This window comes from Rhodococcus sp. USK10 (assembly GCF_019378875.1).
GTDB classification, from domain to species: Bacteria; Actinomycetota; Actinomycetes; order Mycobacteriales; family Mycobacteriaceae; genus Rhodococcus_F; species Rhodococcus_F pseudokoreensis.
In genome coordinates this window covers 806209-825801 of record NZ_CP076048.1, presented here as the reverse complement: position 1 = coordinate 825801, position 19593 = coordinate 806209, and the positions used below count along the sequence as shown (strand labels likewise).

Sequence of the window (19593 nt, the reverse complement as noted above, 5' to 3'; positions counted from 1 at the left end):
GGCTACGGTGGTGAGCCGGAATCGGGCGAGGAAGTCACTATGCGTCAGAGGTTTACACTCTCGGACACTGATTCACGTGTAGTCGGTCAGTCCCCAGCTCACGCTTTCGGCGACCGGAGGTTCGCCGATACGTCGATGAACTACGCACTGCCGCAACCCGGGTAGAGCCGGCACTGTCGAATCGTTCGGCGGGTTCACAGGTCCTGACGGCTGCGCAGTCCACTGGTGTGCAGTGCAACCAGACGATCGGCCCGTGCACACATTTCGGAGGCCCGTCGCCTCGATGTCACGGCGGCGCACACAGCACGGAACTGCCGTACCACCGGCAGACCTCCAGAGCGGCCGATACAGTGAACTGATCGACTCCCTCGGGCGTTCCTCCCAGCTCTTCAGATGCTTGCTGAACCCGGTACGTGACCGTATTTCGATGCAGCATCATGCGCTCGGACGCCGCCGCGGGGCTCCGATTGCATGCGAGGTAGACGCGCAGTGTTTCACGGAGTTCATGTGCACGTTCGGTATCGGCTGACAACGGGCCGAGGGTTGCTCCCACGAAGTAGCGTAACTCGGCGACGTCACCCGTCATCATCGCGACGGGGGCAACATCGGCGAACGTGAGGATCTGAGGTGGCCCAGGCCGGGCCGATTCAGCGAGCTTCCTCACGCGTGCTGCCTGGTCGTACGAACAGCGGAAGCCATCGACACCGTCACCCGGCAGCCCCGTGGCCACCTGGACCGGGAGCGGATCAGCGTCGAGCAGGGCTTTCAGCCTGGCGATGAGATTCCGTTCCGGTTCGCGCAGTGACACCCAGATCGTCATGGCTGCCTCATCGGTATGAACTGACACCGTGCTCGCTCGAGCAGCCGCTGTCGTCATCAGGTCATGGAAGCGGTCGAGAACCTCGACCGACGCCGTCACCTGCGCGCGATCTGCAATAATCCACGCATCGACGGCCAGATGGGTTCCCGAGAGCGGGTAACCGATGGCCCGCTGCGCCTCCGCCGTATCGGCCACCGTTCCGGCCAACAGCCGAGATATCCAATGCTGCTTCAATCCGCTGCGGCTATGAATCCACCGTTCGCGCTCCTCCTCGAAATCGACAGTGATGCATTCACATACGTGGTCGAGGTAAGTCGCTACTGTGTCAATCACTGTTTTCACCGCCCGCAAGTCGTTGGCCTCGTCCAGGCCGTCGGCCACGTCAAGGCAGATTCCGGTGAACTGGGCTTGACCCACCCGATAGATCCGCAACAGGTCGGCCAGGGAAACGCCGCGCCGAGCAAGTCCGCGTGCATATGTGACCGCACCGGGCGGAGGCGAGATACTCACCGGGTCGACATTGGCACGAAGCGCATCGAGGAGGACCATCGTGTTCTCGATGACGCTTACCCGGAGCATGTCGCGATATTCGCGATCCGGAACGACCGACGGCATGTCTGTGATGATGGAAGCGAGCAATCCCTCAGCGAATTCTGCTTGATGGGGAATGACACGATCGGCGATCTCTCGGATCACCCTGTTGTTGCGCTCGGCGGACCGATCGGCTGTCTCGGACAAGGCACTGTCACCTCCCTCAGTTCCGTAGCGCTGCGAGGGCCGCATTATGTCCGCACATCCCGTGCACTCCAGCACCTGGAGGTGTTGCGGCCGAACAGATGTAGACGCCGTCGATTCCAGTGCGATAGGGATCGACGGCAATACGGGGGCGCAACACCAACTGAACGGGATTGTTCTCGCCGGTGATGATATCGCCGCCGACATAGTTCGGGTTGTAGACGCTCATCGCAGCTGTCGATCTACTGAAGGCACCCACGATCCGTTCGCGCGTTCCGGGCGCGAACCGTTCGATCTGGCCGATGATGGCATCCGTTGCATCGCCACTGTACCCATGGGGTACGTGAGCATACGCCCAGATCGGATGGACGTCACCGTTCGAACGGTCTGGATCGGCAAGATACTGCTGACCGATCAAGACGAACGGACGCGAGGGCATAATTCCCCGCGCAATATCACGTTCAGAGGCAATGATCTCGGCAAGGTTCCCGCCGAGATGTACCGTGCCCGCTCGACGGCAGTGTTCATTGATCCATGGGACACCACCGTCGACCGCCAGGTCGACCTTGAAGGCACCGGGCCCGTACCGATATCGGCTGTACGCGCGGCGAACTCGGGCCGGTAGAAGGTCGCCGGCGATATCGACGACACCTCGCGGCGCAAGATCGAGCATCACGATGTCCGATGGCGGCAGGTCACTCAGCGAGCGCACTGGTTGACCGGTCTCGATCTTTCCGCCGAGCGATCCGAGGAGCGAGGCGAGAGCGTTTGTGATCGACTGCGACCCGCCGGCCGCTACCGGCCAACCGTAGGTGTGCGCCGCCGCGATCATCATCGTGCCGACCGACGACGTCGCCGGGCGGGTGAGCGGGTGAATGACATGCGCGGCGATTCCGGCGAAGAGAGCTCTCGCCTCCTCGGATTGGAATACGCGCGCCAACGTCCCTGCCGGCGGCAACGCGCGCAGCCCGAGCTGCGCAAGCGCACCGGGATGGCGGGGTACGTGAGCAATCGGCCGCAACAGATCCTGCGCGAGGTCGTCGAATCGACTGGCCAGCGGACCGAACAGTTGGCGCCACCGCCGACCGTCGGCGCCGAGCAGGTGTGCAGTGTCGTCGAGGGAGCGGAGCAGCACTCCGGCGCTGCCGGTGTCGAGTGGGTGCGCGGCGTCGACCTCCGGCCACTTCCACTCGAGCCCGTGCGAATCGAGATCGAGGGTTCGAAGATACGGGGAGCCGGCGCCCATTGGATGGACTGCCGAGCAGTCGTCGTGCAATACCCCGGGGACGGTGTGTTCGCTGCTTCGCGTACCGCCCCCGATGGTCTCGGCGGCCTCGATTACGGTCACTTCGACGCCGTGTTGGGCGAGCGTGACGGCTGCAGCCAGACCATTGGGCCCTGCGCCGACCACTAGTGCGGTGGTCATGCTTCGACAACACCCTTCCCGAATGAGCTGCGGTGGTCGGCGTGGGACCATTGCGGATGGACCCGGATGGGTCCGTCCTCGAGCCACGGTTGCGCGGTGATCATGTCGGCGACGTCGATATATCCACGTTCGATCTCTCCGACCGCCAGGTCGTAGACGCGATACCGCTGTCGCAAGTTGTGGACGGGTTGCGATTCGATGTAAACGACAATCGCTTCACCTGGTGCGAAGCTGCACCGCTCCTGAATCGCCTCCATCAATTGTGCCCCGTGTAGATGCCCGTCGCCGAACGACCAACCCAGCACCGCGCCGGCGACGAATTCACCTTCCCGAATGTCGTAATTCTGATAGGAGTCGACGTGGTTTCCGATCAGAGTGGTCAGTGCTCTGCCATGGCTGTGAAGAGATCGCCACGCAACCGCCTTCTCGACAAGCAGTTCAGCCACGTCGCGCCCATACAGTGATGTGAGTTGATCGACCTGGATCGGCGCAGCCTTCACGATCTTGTCGTTCAGGCGGGACTCGCTTCCCTTGCGGAACGCCCACTGGGTGGTGGCCCAGTTTCCTGCGTAGTAGCGCATCGACCACAGGAACGAGATCCTGTCGGGAAAGAAGTTTCCCAGAACCGGAAACAGTGACAACCCGAGAACAAGCGCGAGCAACAGCATCGGCGAGATCGACCCGATGCCGTAACCGTCGGCGGGATACAGCCCGAACAGGTAGACGGCGCTGAATACGTAGAAGATGTTCCATTCCAAGGGAACTCCGAGCGGAAACATCGACGTGATGAAGAGATGGAAGAACACGATGACTACCAACGCGCAGATCGTTACGAGCCGATTCGAGGAGAACAGCAACACAACGGGTACAACGAACTCGATGACGGTTCCCTGGTGCGCTATGAACGACGCCACTTTGGAAGGGCGCAGATCATCCGGGTAGTTCCGATACAGGCGCCGCTTCAGACGGGGCGAGCGGAACCATGGTGCATTGCTCATCATCGCCGAGACCACGAACGAAAAGTGACGGCCGAGCTTCGAGAATGCTGCACCCCACCAGACTGCCATCATGATCAGCTTCAGTCCGACGATCATCTCGACGAAGGGAAGGAACGCGAAGAAGATGGCGGCCACCCAGTACTGCTCGGACCGGGCCGCCAGGAAGAGCGTCTTGTCCCGCAAGCCGGCGATCGCGAGCAGCACGATCAGTGGCAGTAACAGGGCCGGGTCGAGCAGTCCGACGCTGTCGGCGGGCTGTCCTTCCTTCGAGACGCCGTCGGACAGTAGGAGTGTGACCAGCGAAGCGACCACGCCCAGATAGGTCGCAACGTCGAACCAGGTACGCCGGCTTCCCTTCGTGAAGGGGATCGCGGACGGCCATGGTGGGAGCCGGATCGTGTTCGGCCGCAACCAATGCAAGACTCCGCCGATCGGTGGCGAGAAGCGGAATGCGAGCGGTCCAGAGGACGCTCCGAGCCCGAGGAACTCGAACAGCATGGTCCACAGCAGCATCTTTTGATAGAAGATCGGTTGGGTCCAGAAGGCTCCGATATCCCAGAAGCCGCCGAAACCGCTCGTGAAACTGGCGATCACCACTCCGGTGAAGAGATACGTAACTATCTTGGCGACGTACAGCATGTGCACGCTCCACGGAGTCCCGACACCGAACTCGGCCCAATGGCGCGTGAGGACCTTCAACCTGTCGAGGTATGGACGGTGCTTGAACGTGGCCAGGTCCACGTCAGGAAAGTCTGCTTCAGTAAAGCTCATAGCGATCGTTCCTTCTTGGAGGATGTCAACTTTCGACGAACGTCGTTTGCAGAAGAGAGGTGCCGCCGCGCCCGATCGGGCGACGGAAGCTGAACCACGTTCCGCAGTCACCTGACCTATCGAGAGCTGCCCACTTCGTTCGCGGAGCTCGCCGGCCGGTCCGGCAGGGGCGAGAATGTCGAGCGATCGAGCCTGTGGGTGTCTGTTTCAGCTGTCGATAGCCGGTTACGCGACCAAGACTAGTGGTCTGTCTGCGATTTGATCTTGTGGAGGGCGGTGCGGCCGCGTTGGACTTTGGCGATGATGTCTTCCGCGGTCGCTTTCCACACGAAGGGTTTGGGTTCCTCGTTCCAGTGTTGTGCCCACGTGGTGATCGCGTCGGCAAGGTCGGTGACGCTGGTGAAGACGCCGCGGCGCAGCCGCTTGTCGGTCAGTTCTTTGAACCAGCGTTCGATCAGGTTCAGCCAGGAACTCGACGTTGGGGTGTAATGCAGGTGCCACCGGCGACGGTTCTTGTGCGCCAACCACGCTTTGATCTCCGGGGTCGAGTGCGCGGACAGGTTGTCGAGCACGACGTGAACGTCGAGCGAGCGCGGGACGCTGGCGTCGATCTGCTTGAAGAACCGCAGCACATCGGCTCCGGCGTGGCCCTTGCGGAGGTCTGTGAGGACCTCCCCGGTGCCGACGTTCATCGCCGCGAACAGATCGATGGTGCCGTTGCGCTTGTAGTCGTGGGTCATCGTCCCGGCGCGTCCTGGCTTCATGGGCAGCGACGGCTGGGTGCGGTCCAACGCCTGGCATTGCGTCTTCTCGTCGAACGAGAACACCACCGCCCGCGCGGGCGGGTTCAGGTACAGCCCAACGACATCGACGAGTTTCTCCTCGAATCGCGGATCGTTGCTGATCTTGAACGTCGCGACCCGCCAGGGCTTGAGATTGTGATCAGCCCAGATCTTGGCGACGGAGTCCTTCCCGATCCCGACGCGGGCGGCCATCGTCCGGGTGCTCCAGTGTGTCGAGCCGTCCGCCGGACGCTCCTGATGGGTCAACCGCAGCACCTCTTCGACTGTGCCCGCCGGCAAACTCGGTTTGCGGCCTCGCCCCTTCGCGACCGTCCCGACCCCGGAAGTTCCCTCTTCTGTGAAACGAGAGCGCCAGCGCCGCACCGCTTCCGGAGTCACCTGGCAACGTCTGGCTATCTCGGCATTGGCCACCCCGTCGCCTGCCCACAGCAAGGCCCGCGCCTGGACCACCTTCCGGTGCGGCAGTGTCGTCGAGGCCGCCATCCGCCTCAACTCCGCCCGCTGTTCGTCACTGACCGACAACGCCGCTGCAACCATGCGTCGACTATATAAAACGCTCGACTAATTCGCAGACGGACCACTAGGGGGCGAATGTGATCTGGACCATATGCCAGGGCGCCAAACGTGGCCCCGGTCTTGTGCTGGGAGCACATGGCTTACGACACTACGATCGCCTGGTAGGGACGCTAGTGGCCGAAGATCGCGAAGTGTGATCTCCGACAGTGGAACGCGCGAGAAACCTCACGGCGAGTGCTTTTGTCACGACTTCCGGAGGATGAACTCGTTCTGTGCGGACCCTGCTGGGTCTTTGCGGACTCGGGGCTGGTGAGCCGGCAGAGTGATCGAACGACCCCCAGCCATCGTGTTGCATGCCTGGGAGCGTGAACTGTGGCGTCTCAGAGCTGGACAAGCCCTTCGCGCACCGCGACGAGGGCGGCCTGGGTTCGCGAGTTCAGATGCATCTTCGCCAGGACGTTGCATACGTGCGTGCGAGCTGTGCGTTCACTGATCGACAGTTCCTTGGCGATGGCCCGGTTCGACAGGCCTCGCCCGACGAGGACGAGGACGTCACGTTCGCGAGTGCTCAACGAGCGGAGGCCGGCCACCGGCGTGACCATCTGATGGGTCAGCTGACGGGCGATCGCGGTGTCGAGAAAGACCTCGTCGCGCGTCGACGCTCGGATAGCCGACTCGACCTCGGACGGGTCGGCATCCTTGAGCAGGTATCCCGAGGCCCCGTTGGCGAGAGCAGTATGTACCCGCTCGGTCTCCCCGAAGCTGGTCAACACGACCACGCGGACACTCGGGTAGCGGGAGGCGATTTGCTTCGCGGTCTCCACTCCGTCCATTCGCGGCATGACGAGATCGAGCAGGGCGACGTCGGGCAGCTGGTGGTGCGCCGACATCGCGGCGAGCTTCTCCAATGCCTCAACTCCGTCGCCGGCTTCGTCGGCGACGATGATGTCGTCCGTAGAGGCGAGGAAACTGGCGATTCCGCGACGGACGACCGCGTGATCGTCGATCACGAGGACACGAATGGTGGTTGTCGAGTCGTCCATCTGGTCTCTACCTCGTCGTTTGGTCGGGATGGGGTGGGGGCGGCACGAGAGTCGCAGTGACCCGGGTACCTCGGGCGGAATCGTTCGGTGTGACATCAAGGTGCCCGGACCACCGGGTGACGCGTTCACGCATCGATGTCAGCCCGTATCCGCCCTGGGTCGACGACGTGTTCGTCAAGCCGGAGCCGTCGTCGATGATCTCGATCCGGACAACGCGAGGACCGTCGGATATCTCGATGGATACGAGAACGGTCGACGGAGCGGCGTGTTTGACCGCGTTGTGCAGCGATTCGCTGACGACCTGATAGACGTCTTCGACGAAATCCGCATCGTCGTCGTCGAGCTCCGGACTGACTGACAACTCTATCTGGATGTCGGTACGCCGCGTGATCTTCTCGGCGAGCAGGTGCAAGGCGGCCGACAGACCCATCTCGGCGGCCATCGACGGCTGCAGAGCAAGTACAACCCCCCGCAGATCGTGTTGAACCGCCTGGCTCAGCTCCCCGACCTCGGCAGCGATCCGGCCGATGTCGGTGGCGAGCGGTTCGGGGCCTTTGGTGGCCATCCTCTGCAGCGCGCGAGCCTGCATTCCGATCGAGAAGACTTGCTGAACGACGGAATCGTGAAGATCTCGGGCCAGTCGCTTGCGTTCTTCCCTGCGCACAGCGATCCGATCGCGCTCCAATAGAGTGGCGTAATCGATTGCCAGAGAGGCTTGGTCGGCCATCGCTGTGAAAAAGTCGAGCATGGTGTGTCCGGCGTGGTAGCTCGGTTCCATGTAGACGTTGAGGACACCGACGGACTTACCTCGAGTCATCAAGGGTGTACAGACGAAGTCGTCCCATTCGAGTTGAGAGATATAGGCGTGGATCGGCTGCCAATCGGGATCGGCCAGCATCTCGGCTCGCCGGTGCGGATACACAATCTGCTGTCCGCGGTCCATCACCTCGTAGGTGGCCAGGTTCGCGCCGCGGCGATGTGATGCCATGAGCAGGTCGAAGAAGGTGTGCACCTCCGCGAAGCCCGCAGCTCCCATCACCTGCAGCCGTCTGGTCGCCGGTGCCACGGTAATGAACTGGGCAGCGGCGACGCCCTCGGACTGCTGAACTTCCCACGCCATTGCATCGAGCACCGACGTGGTGACCGATCGTTGTGCCGCCATGTTCGACGCCGTGCGTGCCAAGGCGGCAACGCGACGTTGCTGACGCCGTTGATCGGTGACATCACGGAACGTCACGACCGTCCCGTCGGCCGTATCGGAACCGAATTGGTAGGAGAGCATGACGAAGTCCTCGAGGCCGACGTCCCAGTATCCGACGCGTTCGGCGTCAGCATCGGATCCCGCGGATTCAGATCCGAACTCGAACGGGCTCTGCACACCAGGCAGTTCATCCGGTGTCGCGGCGCCGAGTATGAGAGCCCCGGCGGAGTTGACGGAGACGAACCGGCCGACGTCATCGACGACCGCAACCCCGATTGCAATAGCGTCCACGATCGACCTGCTGTTCACTCGATCCATGGTAGGTCGCCCCGGGACGGTCGGAGCAGCGGCCGGCGCGTCAATTGACCTAGCGATGCCCACCGAGATCGGCCGTGACTTCACGTCGGACGCCGCTGCCTGACCAATAGGCACCCGGCCTAGCGTTGACGGCGAAGTAGAGCGGCGCGAACGCGCCCGCATCCGCAGGCCGCGGTCATCTGTGCGGTCCTGCGTCACTCTCACGAAAGGGGATGTTCGGTGAGCGCACTCTCGTCCACGATGATCGGGCCCACGGTGGTGCTAGACGGCAAAGCTGCAGCTAAGGACATCCGCAGCGAACTGGCCGGACGGGTATCGGCACTGGAGGCCCGATCGGTCTCTGCCGGACTCGGAACGGTACTGATCGGTGAGGACCCGGCCAGCAGGGCCTACGTTGCGGGCAAACACCGCGATTGCGCCGAGATCGGTCTGTCCTCGTTCAAGATCAACCTTCCCGCAAGCGCGAGCACGGCAGATGCGCTAGCAGCCCTCGATGATCTCAACAGTGAAACGGCGTGTACCGGATATATCGTTCAACTCCCGCTACCAGCACATATCGACCGGACCGCACTCCTCGAGCGCGTCGACCCGGACAAAGACGCTGACGGCCTGCACCCGGTGAACCTCGGTCGCCTGGTTCTCGGTGCTGCGGGACCGCTGCCCTGCACACCCCGGGGCATCGTCGAACTCCTGCGCCGCTACAGCATCCCCCTCGACGGGGCGGAAGTTGTCGTCGTCGGATGCGGCATCACCGTCGGGCGGCCACTCGGACTTCTCCTCACCAGAGAAACCGAGAACGCCACCGTCACCCTCTGCCACAGAGGGACGCGCGATATCCGTACACACCTACGCGGCGCCGACATTGTTGTCGGGGCAGCCGGTAGCCCCGCGCTCATCACCGGCTCCGACATCAAACCGGGTGCCGCGGTCCTGGACGTGGGTATTACACGAACCGAAGAGGGCATCGTCGGCGACATCGCGCCCGACGCATGGGGAGTCGCGGGGTACCTGACACCGATGCCGGGAGGTGTGGGTCCGATGACCCGCGCCATGCTGCTGGCGAATATCGTCGAAGCTGCCGAACGGAAGGCCCCGACTACGTGACTTCCACGCTCCCAGCGCTGCCCGCTGAATCGAAGCCATTCGCGACGATCAGCACCTGTCGTCCGGAATCGGCAGGCACAACCGTTCTCGGCATTCTCAACGTCACCCCCGATTCCTTTTCCGACGGCGGCCGATTTCTCGCCGCCTCCTCGGCTGTGGCCCACGGGCTTCGCCTCCATCACGCGGGGGCACATATCGTCGACGTCGGGGGAGAATCAACGCGACCTGGCGCACTCCGGGTATCCGGGCCGGTCGAGCGGTCCCGCGTCATCCCCGTCATCGAGGAACTGGCGGCACGCGGTGTCGCGGTCAGCGTGGATACGATGCGCGCGGACACGGCAGCCGCGGCAACACGGGCCGGCGCCACCTACATCAACGACGTCTCGGGCGGCTGCGCGGACCCGAAAATGTATGCCGTGGCGGCAGAATACGGAGTTCGACTGATCATCACCCACTGGCGCGACTCGCCTAGGCACATCGCACGACCGGTGGAGGACATCGTCGCTCGAGTTCTCTCCGATCTCGACACCGCGACTACTCGCGCGCTCGCCGCAGGCGTGTCACGCGAATCGATCATTGTCGACCCCGGCTTGGGATTCGGCAAGAACAGCGACGACAACTGGGCCCTTTTGGCCGATCTTCCCCAACTGTGTTCGCTCGGGTATCCAGTCCTGATCGGAGCGTCACGCAAACGCTTCCTCGGTGCATTGCTGAGAGAAGGTAATCACGACAGGAGCACCGCCGAACGTGACACCGCCACCGCGGTCATCTCCGTCCTCGCGGCTCGCGCTGGCGCGTGGGGTGTTCGGGTACACGATGTGACAGGCACGACGGACGCGCTTCGCGTCGCCGAGAAACTGACATAAGTCCGCACACCACGCTCGTGCGTGATAGCTCCGTCTTCCGGAGCATCTCCGTTTCGACCCAGATCAGCGGTGTCGCGCTCTGTCCCGATTAACCGACTTCGCCGTGGCCTCCGAGGGCTGTGTGTTCGGCAGTTCCGGCAACGATGCCGGGGCAATGATGTCACGCGGCAACATCGGTGGACCGGACGGCGAGTCGGCGTAAGTTCGCGGAGGACTGAGGGGGACAGGGCGTGGACAGTCAGGATTCGACGATCCTCGAATTCGCGTGTCGCTGGTTGCCGTACGGAGGGCCTCCGTCCGAAGAAATCCTGGTCGACTTCGGTATGACGGAACTCCGATTCGATCAGCACCTTGTCAGAATTCTCGGCAGCGTGTCCTCCCGTCACCTCGCGCCCGGAGACCGGGCCACACTGCACGAGCAGCTGCTGGAGCGGCGTGAACGAAGACGACGTTCGAACGCTTCCGTCCACTAGTCGCCCGGTCCCGACCCTCACTCTCTTGACCGCCTTCAACGAAAGCGCTGACATGCCCCACCACATGCCCGATATCGACGAGGATGATGTCGTTGTCACGCACGAGAAGTCCTATGCGGCAGGTGTTCCTGCGGTGTTGGTCTCACTCAAGCGCGGACTGGAGCAGATGGGTCCGGTGCGTACGGCCCGGACCCTGATGAAGCTGAATCAACGCCAGGGATTCGACTGCCCGGGCTGCGCATGGCCGGAAACCCCCGGGCACCGCAAGCATGCGGAGTTCTGTGAGAACGGCGCGAAGGCGGTCGCGGAGGAGGCCACCACCCGGACGGTGACGCCGGAGTTCTTCGCCGAGCATTCGGTGGCGGAGTTGCTGGGCCGCACCGAGTTCTGGCTGGGTCAGCAGGGCCGGTTGACGCATCCGATGGTCCTGCTGCCCGGGGCCACGCATTACGAACCGATCGGGTGGGAGGCGGCGTTTTCGTTGATCGCCGGGGAACTGCGCGGTCTGGGGTCGCCGGACGAGGCGGTGTTCTACACCTCCGGGCGCACGTCGAATGAGGCGGCGTTCGTGTATCAGTTGATGATCCGGGCGTTCGGGACGAACAATCTGCCGGATTGTTCGAACATGTGCCACGAATCGTCCGGGTCGGCGTTGGTGGAGACGATCGGGATCGGGAAGGGGTCGGTGTCGGTCCCCGACATCGAGGACGCGGATCTGATCCTGATCGCCGGCCAGAATCCGGGGACGAATCATCCGCGGATGCTCTCGACGTTGGAGAAGGCGAAGGCGAATGGGGCGAGGGTGATCGCGATCAACCCGTTGCCGGAGGCCGGGTTGCTGCGGTTCAAGGACCCGCAGAAGGTGCACGGCGTCGTCGGCGACGGGGTGCAGATCGCGGACGAGTTCCTGCAGATCCGGATCGGCGGCGACCAGGCCCTGTTCCAGGGGCTGGGCCGGTTGCTGCTCGAGGCCGAGGACGCGGCACCGGGCACCGTGCTGGATCGGGAGTTCATCGACCGGCACACCGCCGGATTCGAGGAGTGCGCGGCGCATCTGCGGCAGGTCGATCTGGGCACCGTGGTGGCGGCGACCGGGTTGACGTTCGACCAGATCCGGGCCACCGCGGACGCGTTGATCGGATCGAAGAAGACCATCATCTGCTGGGCGATGGGATTGACGCAGCAGACCCATGGGGTGGCGACCATCCAGGACGCGGTGAACCTGCTGCTGCTGCAGGGGATGATCGGCAAACCGGGTGCCGGGGTGTGCCCGGTGCGCGGGCACTCCAACGTCCAGGGTGATCGGACGATGGGGATCTGGGAGAAGATGCCCGAATCCTTCCTGACCGCGTTGGATACGGAGTTCGGTATCCGGTCCCCGCGCAAGCACGGGTTCGACGCGGTCGATTCGATCCGGGCGATGCGCGACGGCAGGGCGTCGGTGTTCATCGGGATGGGCGGCAACTTCGTCTCCGCGACCCCGGACACCGAGACCACCGAGGCGGCGCTGCGCAGGTGTGCGTTGACGGTGCAGGTGTCGACGAAACTGAACCGCTCGCACCTGGTGACCGGGCAGTCCGCGTTGATCCTGCCGTCGCTGGGCCGCACCGACAAGGACGTGCAGAACGGTCGCAAGCAGCAGGTGACGGTCGAGGATTCGATGTCGATGGTGCACCTCTCCCGCGGCGGCCTGCCCCCGGCGAGTGATCAGTTGCGCAGTGAGGTCGCGATCGTCTGCGGGATCGCGCAGGCGTTGTTCGGGCCGGAGCATGCGGTGCCGTGGGCGGAGTTCACCGCCGACTACGACCGGATCCGCGATTCCATTGCCCGGGTGGTCCCGGGGTTCGAGGACTTCAACCGGAGGGTGCGCGGGCCGGACGGGTTCGGGTTGCCGCACCCGCCGCGGGACGAGCGCCGGTTCGACACGAACACGGGGAAGGCCAATTTCACGGTCAGCGAGTTGTCGTGGGTGCCGGTGCCGGCGGGGAAGCTGATCCTGCAGACGATGCGGTCGCACGATCAGTACAACACCACCATCTACGGTCTCGACGACCGGTACCGCGGTGTCAAGGGCGGACGGCGGGTGCTGTTCATCAGCACGCAGGATCTGGAGTCGTTCGGGTACGCGGCGGGGGATCGGGTGGACCTGGTCTCCGAATGGACGACGGCCGATGGTGGTGTGGAGGAGCGGCGGGCGGAGGATTTCCGGTTGGTGCCCTACCCGACGCCGGTCGGGAATGTGGCCGCGTACTACCCGGAGACGAATCCGCTGATCCCGCTCGATCACGTCGCCCGCAAGTCGAACACGCCGGTGTCGAAGGCGGTCACCATCCGCCTCGAGAAGCGGGTCTGATCTTCATCAATGTGGGCCCCGGCAACGCGGGGTCTCGAGAAGGGCCAATTGTGCTGTCGCTCATCCTGCACGCGTTCGCGGCGTTCATCTACCTGTTCGTCCGCAGCGTCGGACGCCGACCTCCCCACTTCGACTCACCGTCCGGCCCACGCGAGGAGGCCAATGCCACGGTCTGTAGTCGGCCGGCGCCGGCGAGATGGTCGCATTGGGCCGAGTAACCACGCGACGTCCCGTCAGCCGCATCGACGGTGAGCAGCGGCGCACCCGCGTCGACACCGTGGTCGCCGAGGAGCCCCTCGAGATCCGGGTGAACCGGGTGCCGCTAGCGGTGACGATGCGGACACCTGGCTCGGATATGGAACTGGCGCAGGGGTTTCTGCTGACCGAGGGCATCATCGCCGACCGCGCGGACATCGCGTCGATTCGCTACTGCAACAGCGTCGACGACAACGGTGTCAACACCTACAACGTCCTCGATGTCGATCTGGCAACCGGGGTGCTCCTGCCCGATACCGGTATCGAACGCAACTTCTACACCACCTCCTCGTGCGGCGTCTGCGGGAAGGCCTCGCTCGATGCGATCCGGCAACGCACGAAGCATTCCCCGGCGGCGGACACGGTGCGGGTCGATTCGGCCACCATCGCGGAACTACCCGACCGTTTGCGGGCGGCGCAGAAGGTGTTCGACACCACCGGCGGGCTGCACGCGGCGGGGTTGTTCACCCGGTCCGGGGAACTGCTCGCGGTCCGGGAGGACGTCGGCCGGCACAATGCCGTCGACAAGCTGATCGGGTGGGCCACCGAACAGGACCGGGTGCCGCTGCGCGGGACGGTGCTGCTCGTATCGGGTCGGGCGTCGTTCGAGTTGGCGCAGAAGGCGGTGATGGCAGGGATCCCGATCCTCGCGGCGGTGTCGGCGCCGTCGTCGCTGGCGATCGACCTCGCCCACGACACCGGGCTGACCCTCATCGGGTTCCTCCGTGGCACCACCATGAACCTCTACACCCACCCGGACCGCATCACCTGACGTGAGTGGCACAGCGTGTGCGGGCACACTGTGCCACTCACCTGGGGTCAGATGCGCTTGAAGAGGGCAGCGAGGGCCTGGCCGCCGCCGATGCACATGGTGACGATGCCGAGTTCGAGGTCGCGGCGCACCATGTCCTTCGCGATCCGCAGGCTCAGGATCGCCCCCGTCGCCCCGACCGGGTGACCCAACGCGATCGCCCCGCCGTACGGGTTGGTCTTCTCCGGGCTGAGCTTCGCGTCCCGGATCACCGCGACCGCCTGCGACGCGAACGCCTCGTTCAGCTCGATCACGTCGATGTCTCCCGGGGTGGTCCCGGTCTGCTCGAACAGGTTCTGCAACGCCAGCACGGGGGCGTATCCCATCAGCGCGGGGTCCATCGCCGCCGTCGCGACCGCCTCCAGGGTCACCAGCCCGGTCAGGCCCTTGTCCCGGGCGGCGGACTCGGTGGCCAGCACCAGCGCCGCGGCGCCGTCGTTGATCCCCGACGCGTTGCCCGCGGTCACCGACCCGCCCTCCTCGAACGCCGGCCGCAACTTCGCCAGGGTCTCGAGGGTGGTGTCGGGCTTGGGATGCTCGTCGACCTCGACCGTCTTGGGACGCCGGCCCCCGATCTCGACGGGGGTGATCTCCTCGGCGAACGCGGCCCGCGCCACATCCGAGGCGGCGCGGCGCTGGGATTCGACGGCGAACTCGTCCTGCTGCTCCCTGCTCACGTCGTACTTGCGGGCGACGGCCTCGGCGGTGCGGCCCATGTGCACGCCACCGAACGGGTCGGTCAGGATCGCGACGGTGCCGTCGACCAGTGTGCGGTCACCGAGCTTGTACCCGGAGCGGGCCGAGAAGTCGTAGAACGGCATCCGCGACATGCTCTCGTCGCCGCCGGCGAGGGCGAAGTTCACCCCACCCCACCGCATCTGCTGCGCCGCCGACCACACCGCCTGCAGACCCGACCCGCACAGCCGGTTGACGGTGTACGCCGGGGTCTTCTCGGGAAGTCCCGCGGCCAGGGCGACGCGGCGGGCGTTGTAGGCGTCCGGCCCGACCTGACCGATGCAGCCCATCACCACCTCGTCGATGTCCGAACCCGGCACCCCGGCACGGTCCAGCGCGGCCTTCGCGGCGGTCGCACCCAGTTCGTGGGCGGGCACGTCCTTGAACGCGCCCCCGAAGCTGCCGATCGGGGTCCTCGCGCCGTCGACTACGACGATCAGTTCGGGAGAATTCATGGGGAGACCTTCTTCATCGTGCGTGTTGAGTGTGCCGCTGGTGCCGTAGGCCCTGCCTGGCAGGGGAAGCCGATGTCACACGGGGGAAGCCGTCGCGCGTGTCAGTGCTGCTTGGCGTTCAGCGAGGCGTAGCCAAAGCTTGCGTCGCGTATCGAGGGGAATGTGCGAGGGATAGTCGTCCAGGATCCGGCTGAGCTGCTGCTCGTATCTCGTACTCGTCATGCCGAATTGGGTGAGCAACTCCTCTGGCGGGGGAGTGCCGTAGGGCAGCCATTCGCAGGCGAATTCGACGATCGCGGAATCAAAGCTGTTCATCACACGGGCCTGTCCTTTGCGGTTCGGCGCTGAGATCGGCGCCGAAGTCAGTGTGTGTCGGTGCGTGACGAAATGGTGTCGGCGCCACGATGTCAGGACGAGTGCGGCGGTAATGTAGCCGTTGTCCCGGACCGCTGGATCGGTGTGATCGCAGAGCATCGGCGCCAACCGAATTGCATTTGTGTACTCAGTCACACAGTTCCGGTTGTTGTGTCCGGCATCACGGCAATGGTCCCGCGGTTTCCGCGCGATTGATCGGGATATGCGGACAGCCCTGGACCGGAGCGGTGGTGTCTCGGCAGTGTTCCGCCGTGACCACGGTTGAGGGTTACCCAACGAACCGACGGACTGCCATTCACACACCGGTCTGCACGATCGACACAGCCGAGCAGGCAGTCCAATTCCGGTGGCAACGACGGGCGCATCCTCATCTACCGCTCGAATACATGAAGGACCGGTCGATGCTTGTCAGACGATCTTCGAAAATCTTTGTGGTCGTGGGAGTGCTGTTCATCGCTCTTGCCGCCCTCGTGCGGTTCGTCCTGGTGCCCACGCTGTCAAAGCTGCCCGGTGACCTCGATGTCAATCCCGTCTACGAGGGGACCGGCACGCTGCTCAACGCCCAAGCCCTGCAGGCCGGCGACATCGCCAATGTGGTCGCGTCCGATGTTCCCGTGACCATTGATCGTCATATCTACGTGTCGAGCACCGACGGTGACACGGCGCTCGCGCATGACGACATCACCCTCGCGGCGCCTGGCCTTTCGGTGCCGTCCAACCACACCTATGCCATCGACCGGAAGACGATGGACGCGGCGGCAGGTGACTCCGGTGAGGGGGTCGAACCGCACAGCGGCATGACCATCGCTCTTCCGCTGCATCCAGACCCGGCAGCGAGCTACCAATACTACGACTCCGCGACCAGAACCACGGTCCCGATGACGTACGTCGACTCGGGCACCGTCTCCGGCCGTGACGTACTCAACTACACAGTGGAAGCGAAGGGGGCCTTGCGTGATCCCGCCATCGCAGGAACGCTGCCGCCGGCGCTGCCCAAATCGCTGGTCGGGTCCCTCGCGCCCCTGCTGCCGGCGGATGTGCAGCAGAGTCTTGGTGGGGCCCTCGGTCAGCTCGCCGATCCGGTGCCGTTCACGTACACCGCGGTCACCCGCATCAACCTCGCCGCCGACCAGACCTTGGGCTCACCGATCGATGCGCAATTGAACCAGCAGATCATCGCGAATGTTGAGATCGGCGGCCAGTTGGTTCCCGTGATGCCCGTACTGTCCATCGACACCGCCCTCAACGACCAGTCGATCAGCGACGCAGCGGCCTCGGCCAAGTCCCAGGCAATGCAGTTGAACCTGATCAGTGTGGTCGCACCGATCGTCCTGTTGGTCCTCGGCGTGCTGGCACTGCTCACAGGCATCCTGCGGCGACGCCCACGCGCAATCATTCAGTCTCCGGCGCAGCGGGAGAACCTGTCGGTCCGATAGCCGCAGGCGCCGAGCGCTGATCTGAACCCATCCACACACTCCGCACACAACCGTTGCTCGGTGAGAGCTGAACATGCCCACACCCATCGGGTCTCCCCGAGCCACCTGTCCACATGAAAGGGAGATTCGGGCATGGACATCCACGTCGACTACGACCGATGCGAAGGGCACGGCGAATGCGTCATCGCAGCCCCCGAAGTCTTCGACCTCAACGATGACGGCGACGAGGTGATCGTCCTGGACGACTCTCCCGCCGAGGCTCTTCGCCGGAAGGTGGAAGCGGCGGTCAAGTTGTGCCCGGTCGCGGCTCTGCGGATCGCCGACTGAACTTGACCTTTCGCACCGGACACCCGGCATTACCCGGGCAGAACCGACTCAACCCTTGCAAGTAACACCCATCAGAGAGAAAGCAGAGAACAATGCTCGCATTCACCGACCCCACCGACCTGCGTAAGTTCGTCGGAGGCATTTTCGAAAAGGCTTACCTGGACGAAAAGCTCGGTCCCAAGCTCACCGCCACCGGCGCCGTTCTGCTCGTCTCGTGCCACGACCCCGTCTGTGAGGTCGTCCTCGACATGCCCAACAACAAGGTCTATTCCAGTGTCGCGGAGAGCGGTGTCACTCCGAACGCCACGCTGAGGATGAGTTCGGAGAACGCGAACAAGTTCTGGCAGGGCAAGCTCAATATGACGATGGCTCTCACGACGGGCACCGTCAAGGCCGAGGGGCAGATCATGAAGGTGCTCAAGCTGGTTCCCAGCACCAAGTTCCTGTTCCCGATCTACATCCAGGACCTCAAGGACGCCGGACGCGAGGATCTCATCGCCTAGACCCTGACAGCGGGAGCATCCCGGCGACGCCCGATCGACGATGGGGCCGGTATCTGCACCGGCCCCATCCTCGTGCCCGGACCGAACCCGCCTGGCCCGTCGACAGCTCCTGCCGCGGGCCGCAACGCCGAACGATTCCCAACATCGAAAGGCTGACATTGACGACAATCGAACACACGAAGTACGCGGTTTCCCTGTACGACGGACCCGATGCCAACAGCATCGCAGGCCTGATCGGTACTCACCTCGGGGAGAGCCTCGAGGCAGCCCCCTCACGTATCGAGTTGGTGCACAAACTCGCCCGACCCGTGGCGATCGTCAGTGCGGATACCGACAGCGCGTGCACGATCGTGTGCGGGGACGACGAGGCTGTGGTCTACAACGGTCTCGTCGGACAGCCGGACGTGGTCCTGATCGTCACCGACAAACACCTCGACCTCATCGCTCAGCTACCAGGAAAGGTGGGGCCACTCGGTGCAGTCGGCCTCGTGACCGGTCGCGGCGTGAGATTGCTCGCGGCGATCCTGACCCGCCGGATGGTCGTCAAGGGACTCTTCGCCCATGCCGCGACCGTGCTACACACGATCGCCCTGTTGTCTGCGAGCCCGACATGACCGCGTTCACCGGCCCTCACAGCGGTGCCGGCAGGGAATTCGACGACCAGCTGACCGTCCCGCTTGCGTCCTCTCCAGTTCAGGTTCGTCGATCAGACACCGAACCGCGTCGCGCCTCCACGCGGACGAAAGTTCTGCGGGGCATCGTCCTGCTCGCTCTGATCCCGATCACCGCCTTCTACCTCTATCCCCGCATCCACGACCTGACCGCGACACCGTATCGGCTCGACCAGGCGGTGGTGTCCGCCAACAACTACAACCCCGCGCTCGCCGAACTCGTCGAACACGAAAAGGTCACCCTCTCCGCGTTCGCCGCCCTCGACAAGATGAGGGCGGCACTGGCCAGCGTCCAAGAAACCGATGCCACCGTCGCAGCGGAACTCAATACGCTGATCGGTCAAATCAGCGGAGACGTTCAGAACACTCTGGACCAGGCCGGTACGAATGTCGACGACCTTGTGGCATCCCTTGACACTCTGACCGCACAGATCAACACCCTTCAGCCACCGGTCGACGGTGCGACTGCGGCGTTGACCGGCAACCGCGCCACGCTCGCCTCGATTCTCGACGACGCACGGTCGACGGCCGCGGAAGTGCACAACGCCCGCGTCTCGGCGGAAGAGTCCGCGAACGACCTGTCAGGAAAGTAAGGAAC

General features: G+C 64.1%; 18 protein-coding genes. 9 read left to right on the top strand and 9 right to left on the bottom strand.

All coding sequences use genetic code 11. The features are described 5' to 3' along the window. Positions 1-286 precede the first annotated feature (286 nt). The 7 genes from I1A62_RS10660 to I1A62_RS10635 form a co-directional block, all read right to left on the bottom strand. Positions 287-1558 (bottom strand): CdaR family transcriptional regulator, encoded by a 1272-nt coding sequence (locus tag I1A62_RS10660; RefSeq protein ID WP_219458684.1) that lies wholly within the window; start codon positions 1556-1558, stop codon positions 287-289. Between the two features lie 16 nt (positions 1559-1574). Continuing rightward, on the bottom strand, positions 1575-2981 hold the full coding sequence (locus I1A62_RS10655; RefSeq protein ID WP_219461176.1) for an NAD(P)/FAD-dependent oxidoreductase: 1407 nt from the start codon (positions 2979-2981) through the stop codon (positions 1575-1577). Further along, the gene (locus I1A62_RS10650; protein WP_219461173.1) at positions 2978-4750 is read right to left on the bottom strand and encodes a DUF3556 domain-containing protein; all 1773 of its coding nucleotides are present in this window, start codon (positions 4748-4750) and stop codon (positions 2978-2980) included. The genes I1A62_RS10655 and I1A62_RS10650 overlap by 4 nt, the downstream gene beginning before the upstream one ends. Before the next feature lie 239 nt (positions 4751-4989). After that, positions 4990-6090 (bottom strand): IS630 family transposase, encoded by a 1101-nt coding sequence (locus I1A62_RS10645; protein WP_219453424.1) that lies wholly within the window; start codon positions 6088-6090, stop codon positions 4990-4992. 24 nt (positions 6091-6114) lie between these two features. Next, positions 6115-6204 carry a hypothetical protein gene (locus tag I1A62_RS47190; RefSeq protein ID WP_374710752.1) on the bottom strand — a complete coding sequence of 30 codons (90 nt, stop codon included), beginning with the start codon at positions 6202-6204 and terminating at the stop codon, positions 6115-6117. A gap of 245 nt (positions 6205-6449) precedes the next feature. Further along, positions 6450-7112 (bottom strand): response regulator transcription factor, encoded by a 663-nt coding sequence (locus tag I1A62_RS10640; protein ID WP_124395224.1) that lies wholly within the window; start codon positions 7110-7112, stop codon positions 6450-6452. 7 nt (positions 7113-7119) lie between these two features. Beyond that, positions 7120-8829, bottom strand: coding sequence for a histidine kinase (locus tag I1A62_RS10635; protein ID WP_219458683.1), 1710 nt, complete (start codon positions 8827-8829; stop codon positions 7120-7122). A gap of 42 nt (positions 8830-8871) precedes the next feature. On the opposite strand from I1A62_RS10635, the gene I1A62_RS10630 reads away from it, so the two are divergent. From I1A62_RS10630 to fdhD, 4 genes are all read left to right on the top strand, one after another. Then, positions 8872-9735 (top strand): bifunctional methylenetetrahydrofolate dehydrogenase/methenyltetrahydrofolate cyclohydrolase, encoded by an 864-nt coding sequence (locus tag I1A62_RS10630; RefSeq protein WP_124395227.1) that lies wholly within the window; start codon positions 8872-8874, stop codon positions 9733-9735. Continuing rightward, a complete protein-coding gene (gene folP / locus I1A62_RS10625; RefSeq protein WP_219458682.1) occupies positions 9621-10601 on the top strand; it encodes a dihydropteroate synthase in 981 nt (326 codons plus the stop codon). Before I1A62_RS10630 ends, folP begins: the two co-directional genes overlap by 115 nt. A 525-nt stretch (positions 10602-11126) precedes the next feature. Further along, entirely contained in the window at positions 11127-13427 is a 2301-nt protein-coding gene (locus tag I1A62_RS10620) for an FdhF/YdeP family oxidoreductase (protein WP_219461171.1), read from the top strand. 205 nt (positions 13428-13632) lie between these two features. Then, a complete protein-coding gene (fdhD, locus tag I1A62_RS10615; RefSeq protein WP_219458681.1) occupies positions 13633-14454 on the top strand; it encodes a formate dehydrogenase accessory sulfurtransferase FdhD in 822 nt (273 codons plus the stop codon). 47 nt (positions 14455-14501) lie between these two features. Here fdhD and I1A62_RS10610 read toward each other — a convergent pair whose 3' ends face one another. Continuing rightward, on the bottom strand, positions 14502-15683 hold the full coding sequence (locus tag I1A62_RS10610; protein ID WP_219458680.1) for a thiolase family protein: 1182 nt from the start codon (positions 15681-15683) through the stop codon (positions 14502-14504). Between the two features lie 75 nt (positions 15684-15758). Beyond that, positions 15759-16193, bottom strand: coding sequence for a DUF3263 domain-containing protein (locus I1A62_RS10605; protein ID WP_219458679.1), 435 nt, complete (start codon positions 16191-16193; stop codon positions 15759-15761). A gap of 251 nt (positions 16194-16444) precedes the next feature. On the opposite strand from I1A62_RS10605, the gene I1A62_RS10600 reads away from it, so the two are divergent. The 5 genes from I1A62_RS10600 to I1A62_RS10580 all read left to right on the top strand — a co-directional run bounded on the left by I1A62_RS10600 (position 16445) and on the right by I1A62_RS10580 (position 19588). Continuing rightward, positions 16445-17494: a porin PorA family protein gene (locus I1A62_RS10600; protein WP_124396374.1), complete on the top strand. Its 1050-nt coding sequence runs from the start codon at positions 16445-16447 to the stop codon at positions 17492-17494. A gap of 132 nt (positions 17495-17626) precedes the next feature. Beyond that, on the top strand, positions 17627-17821 hold the full coding sequence (locus I1A62_RS10595; protein ID WP_124396375.1) for a ferredoxin: 195 nt from the start codon (positions 17627-17629) through the stop codon (positions 17819-17821). Positions 17822-17913: 92 nt separating this feature from the next. Continuing rightward, entirely contained in the window at positions 17914-18324 is a 411-nt protein-coding gene (locus tag I1A62_RS10590; protein ID WP_219458678.1) for an SCP2 sterol-binding domain-containing protein, read from the top strand. Between the two features lie 158 nt (positions 18325-18482). Next, positions 18483-18938, top strand: a complete 456-nt coding sequence (locus tag I1A62_RS10585) for a hypothetical protein (RefSeq protein ID WP_219458677.1) — start codon at positions 18483-18485, stop codon at positions 18936-18938. After that, positions 18935-19588, top strand: a complete 654-nt coding sequence (locus I1A62_RS10580) for a hypothetical protein (protein ID WP_219458676.1) — start codon at positions 18935-18937, stop codon at positions 19586-19588. Before I1A62_RS10585 ends, I1A62_RS10580 begins: the two co-directional genes overlap by 4 nt. Positions 19589-19593: the final 5 nt, after the last annotated feature.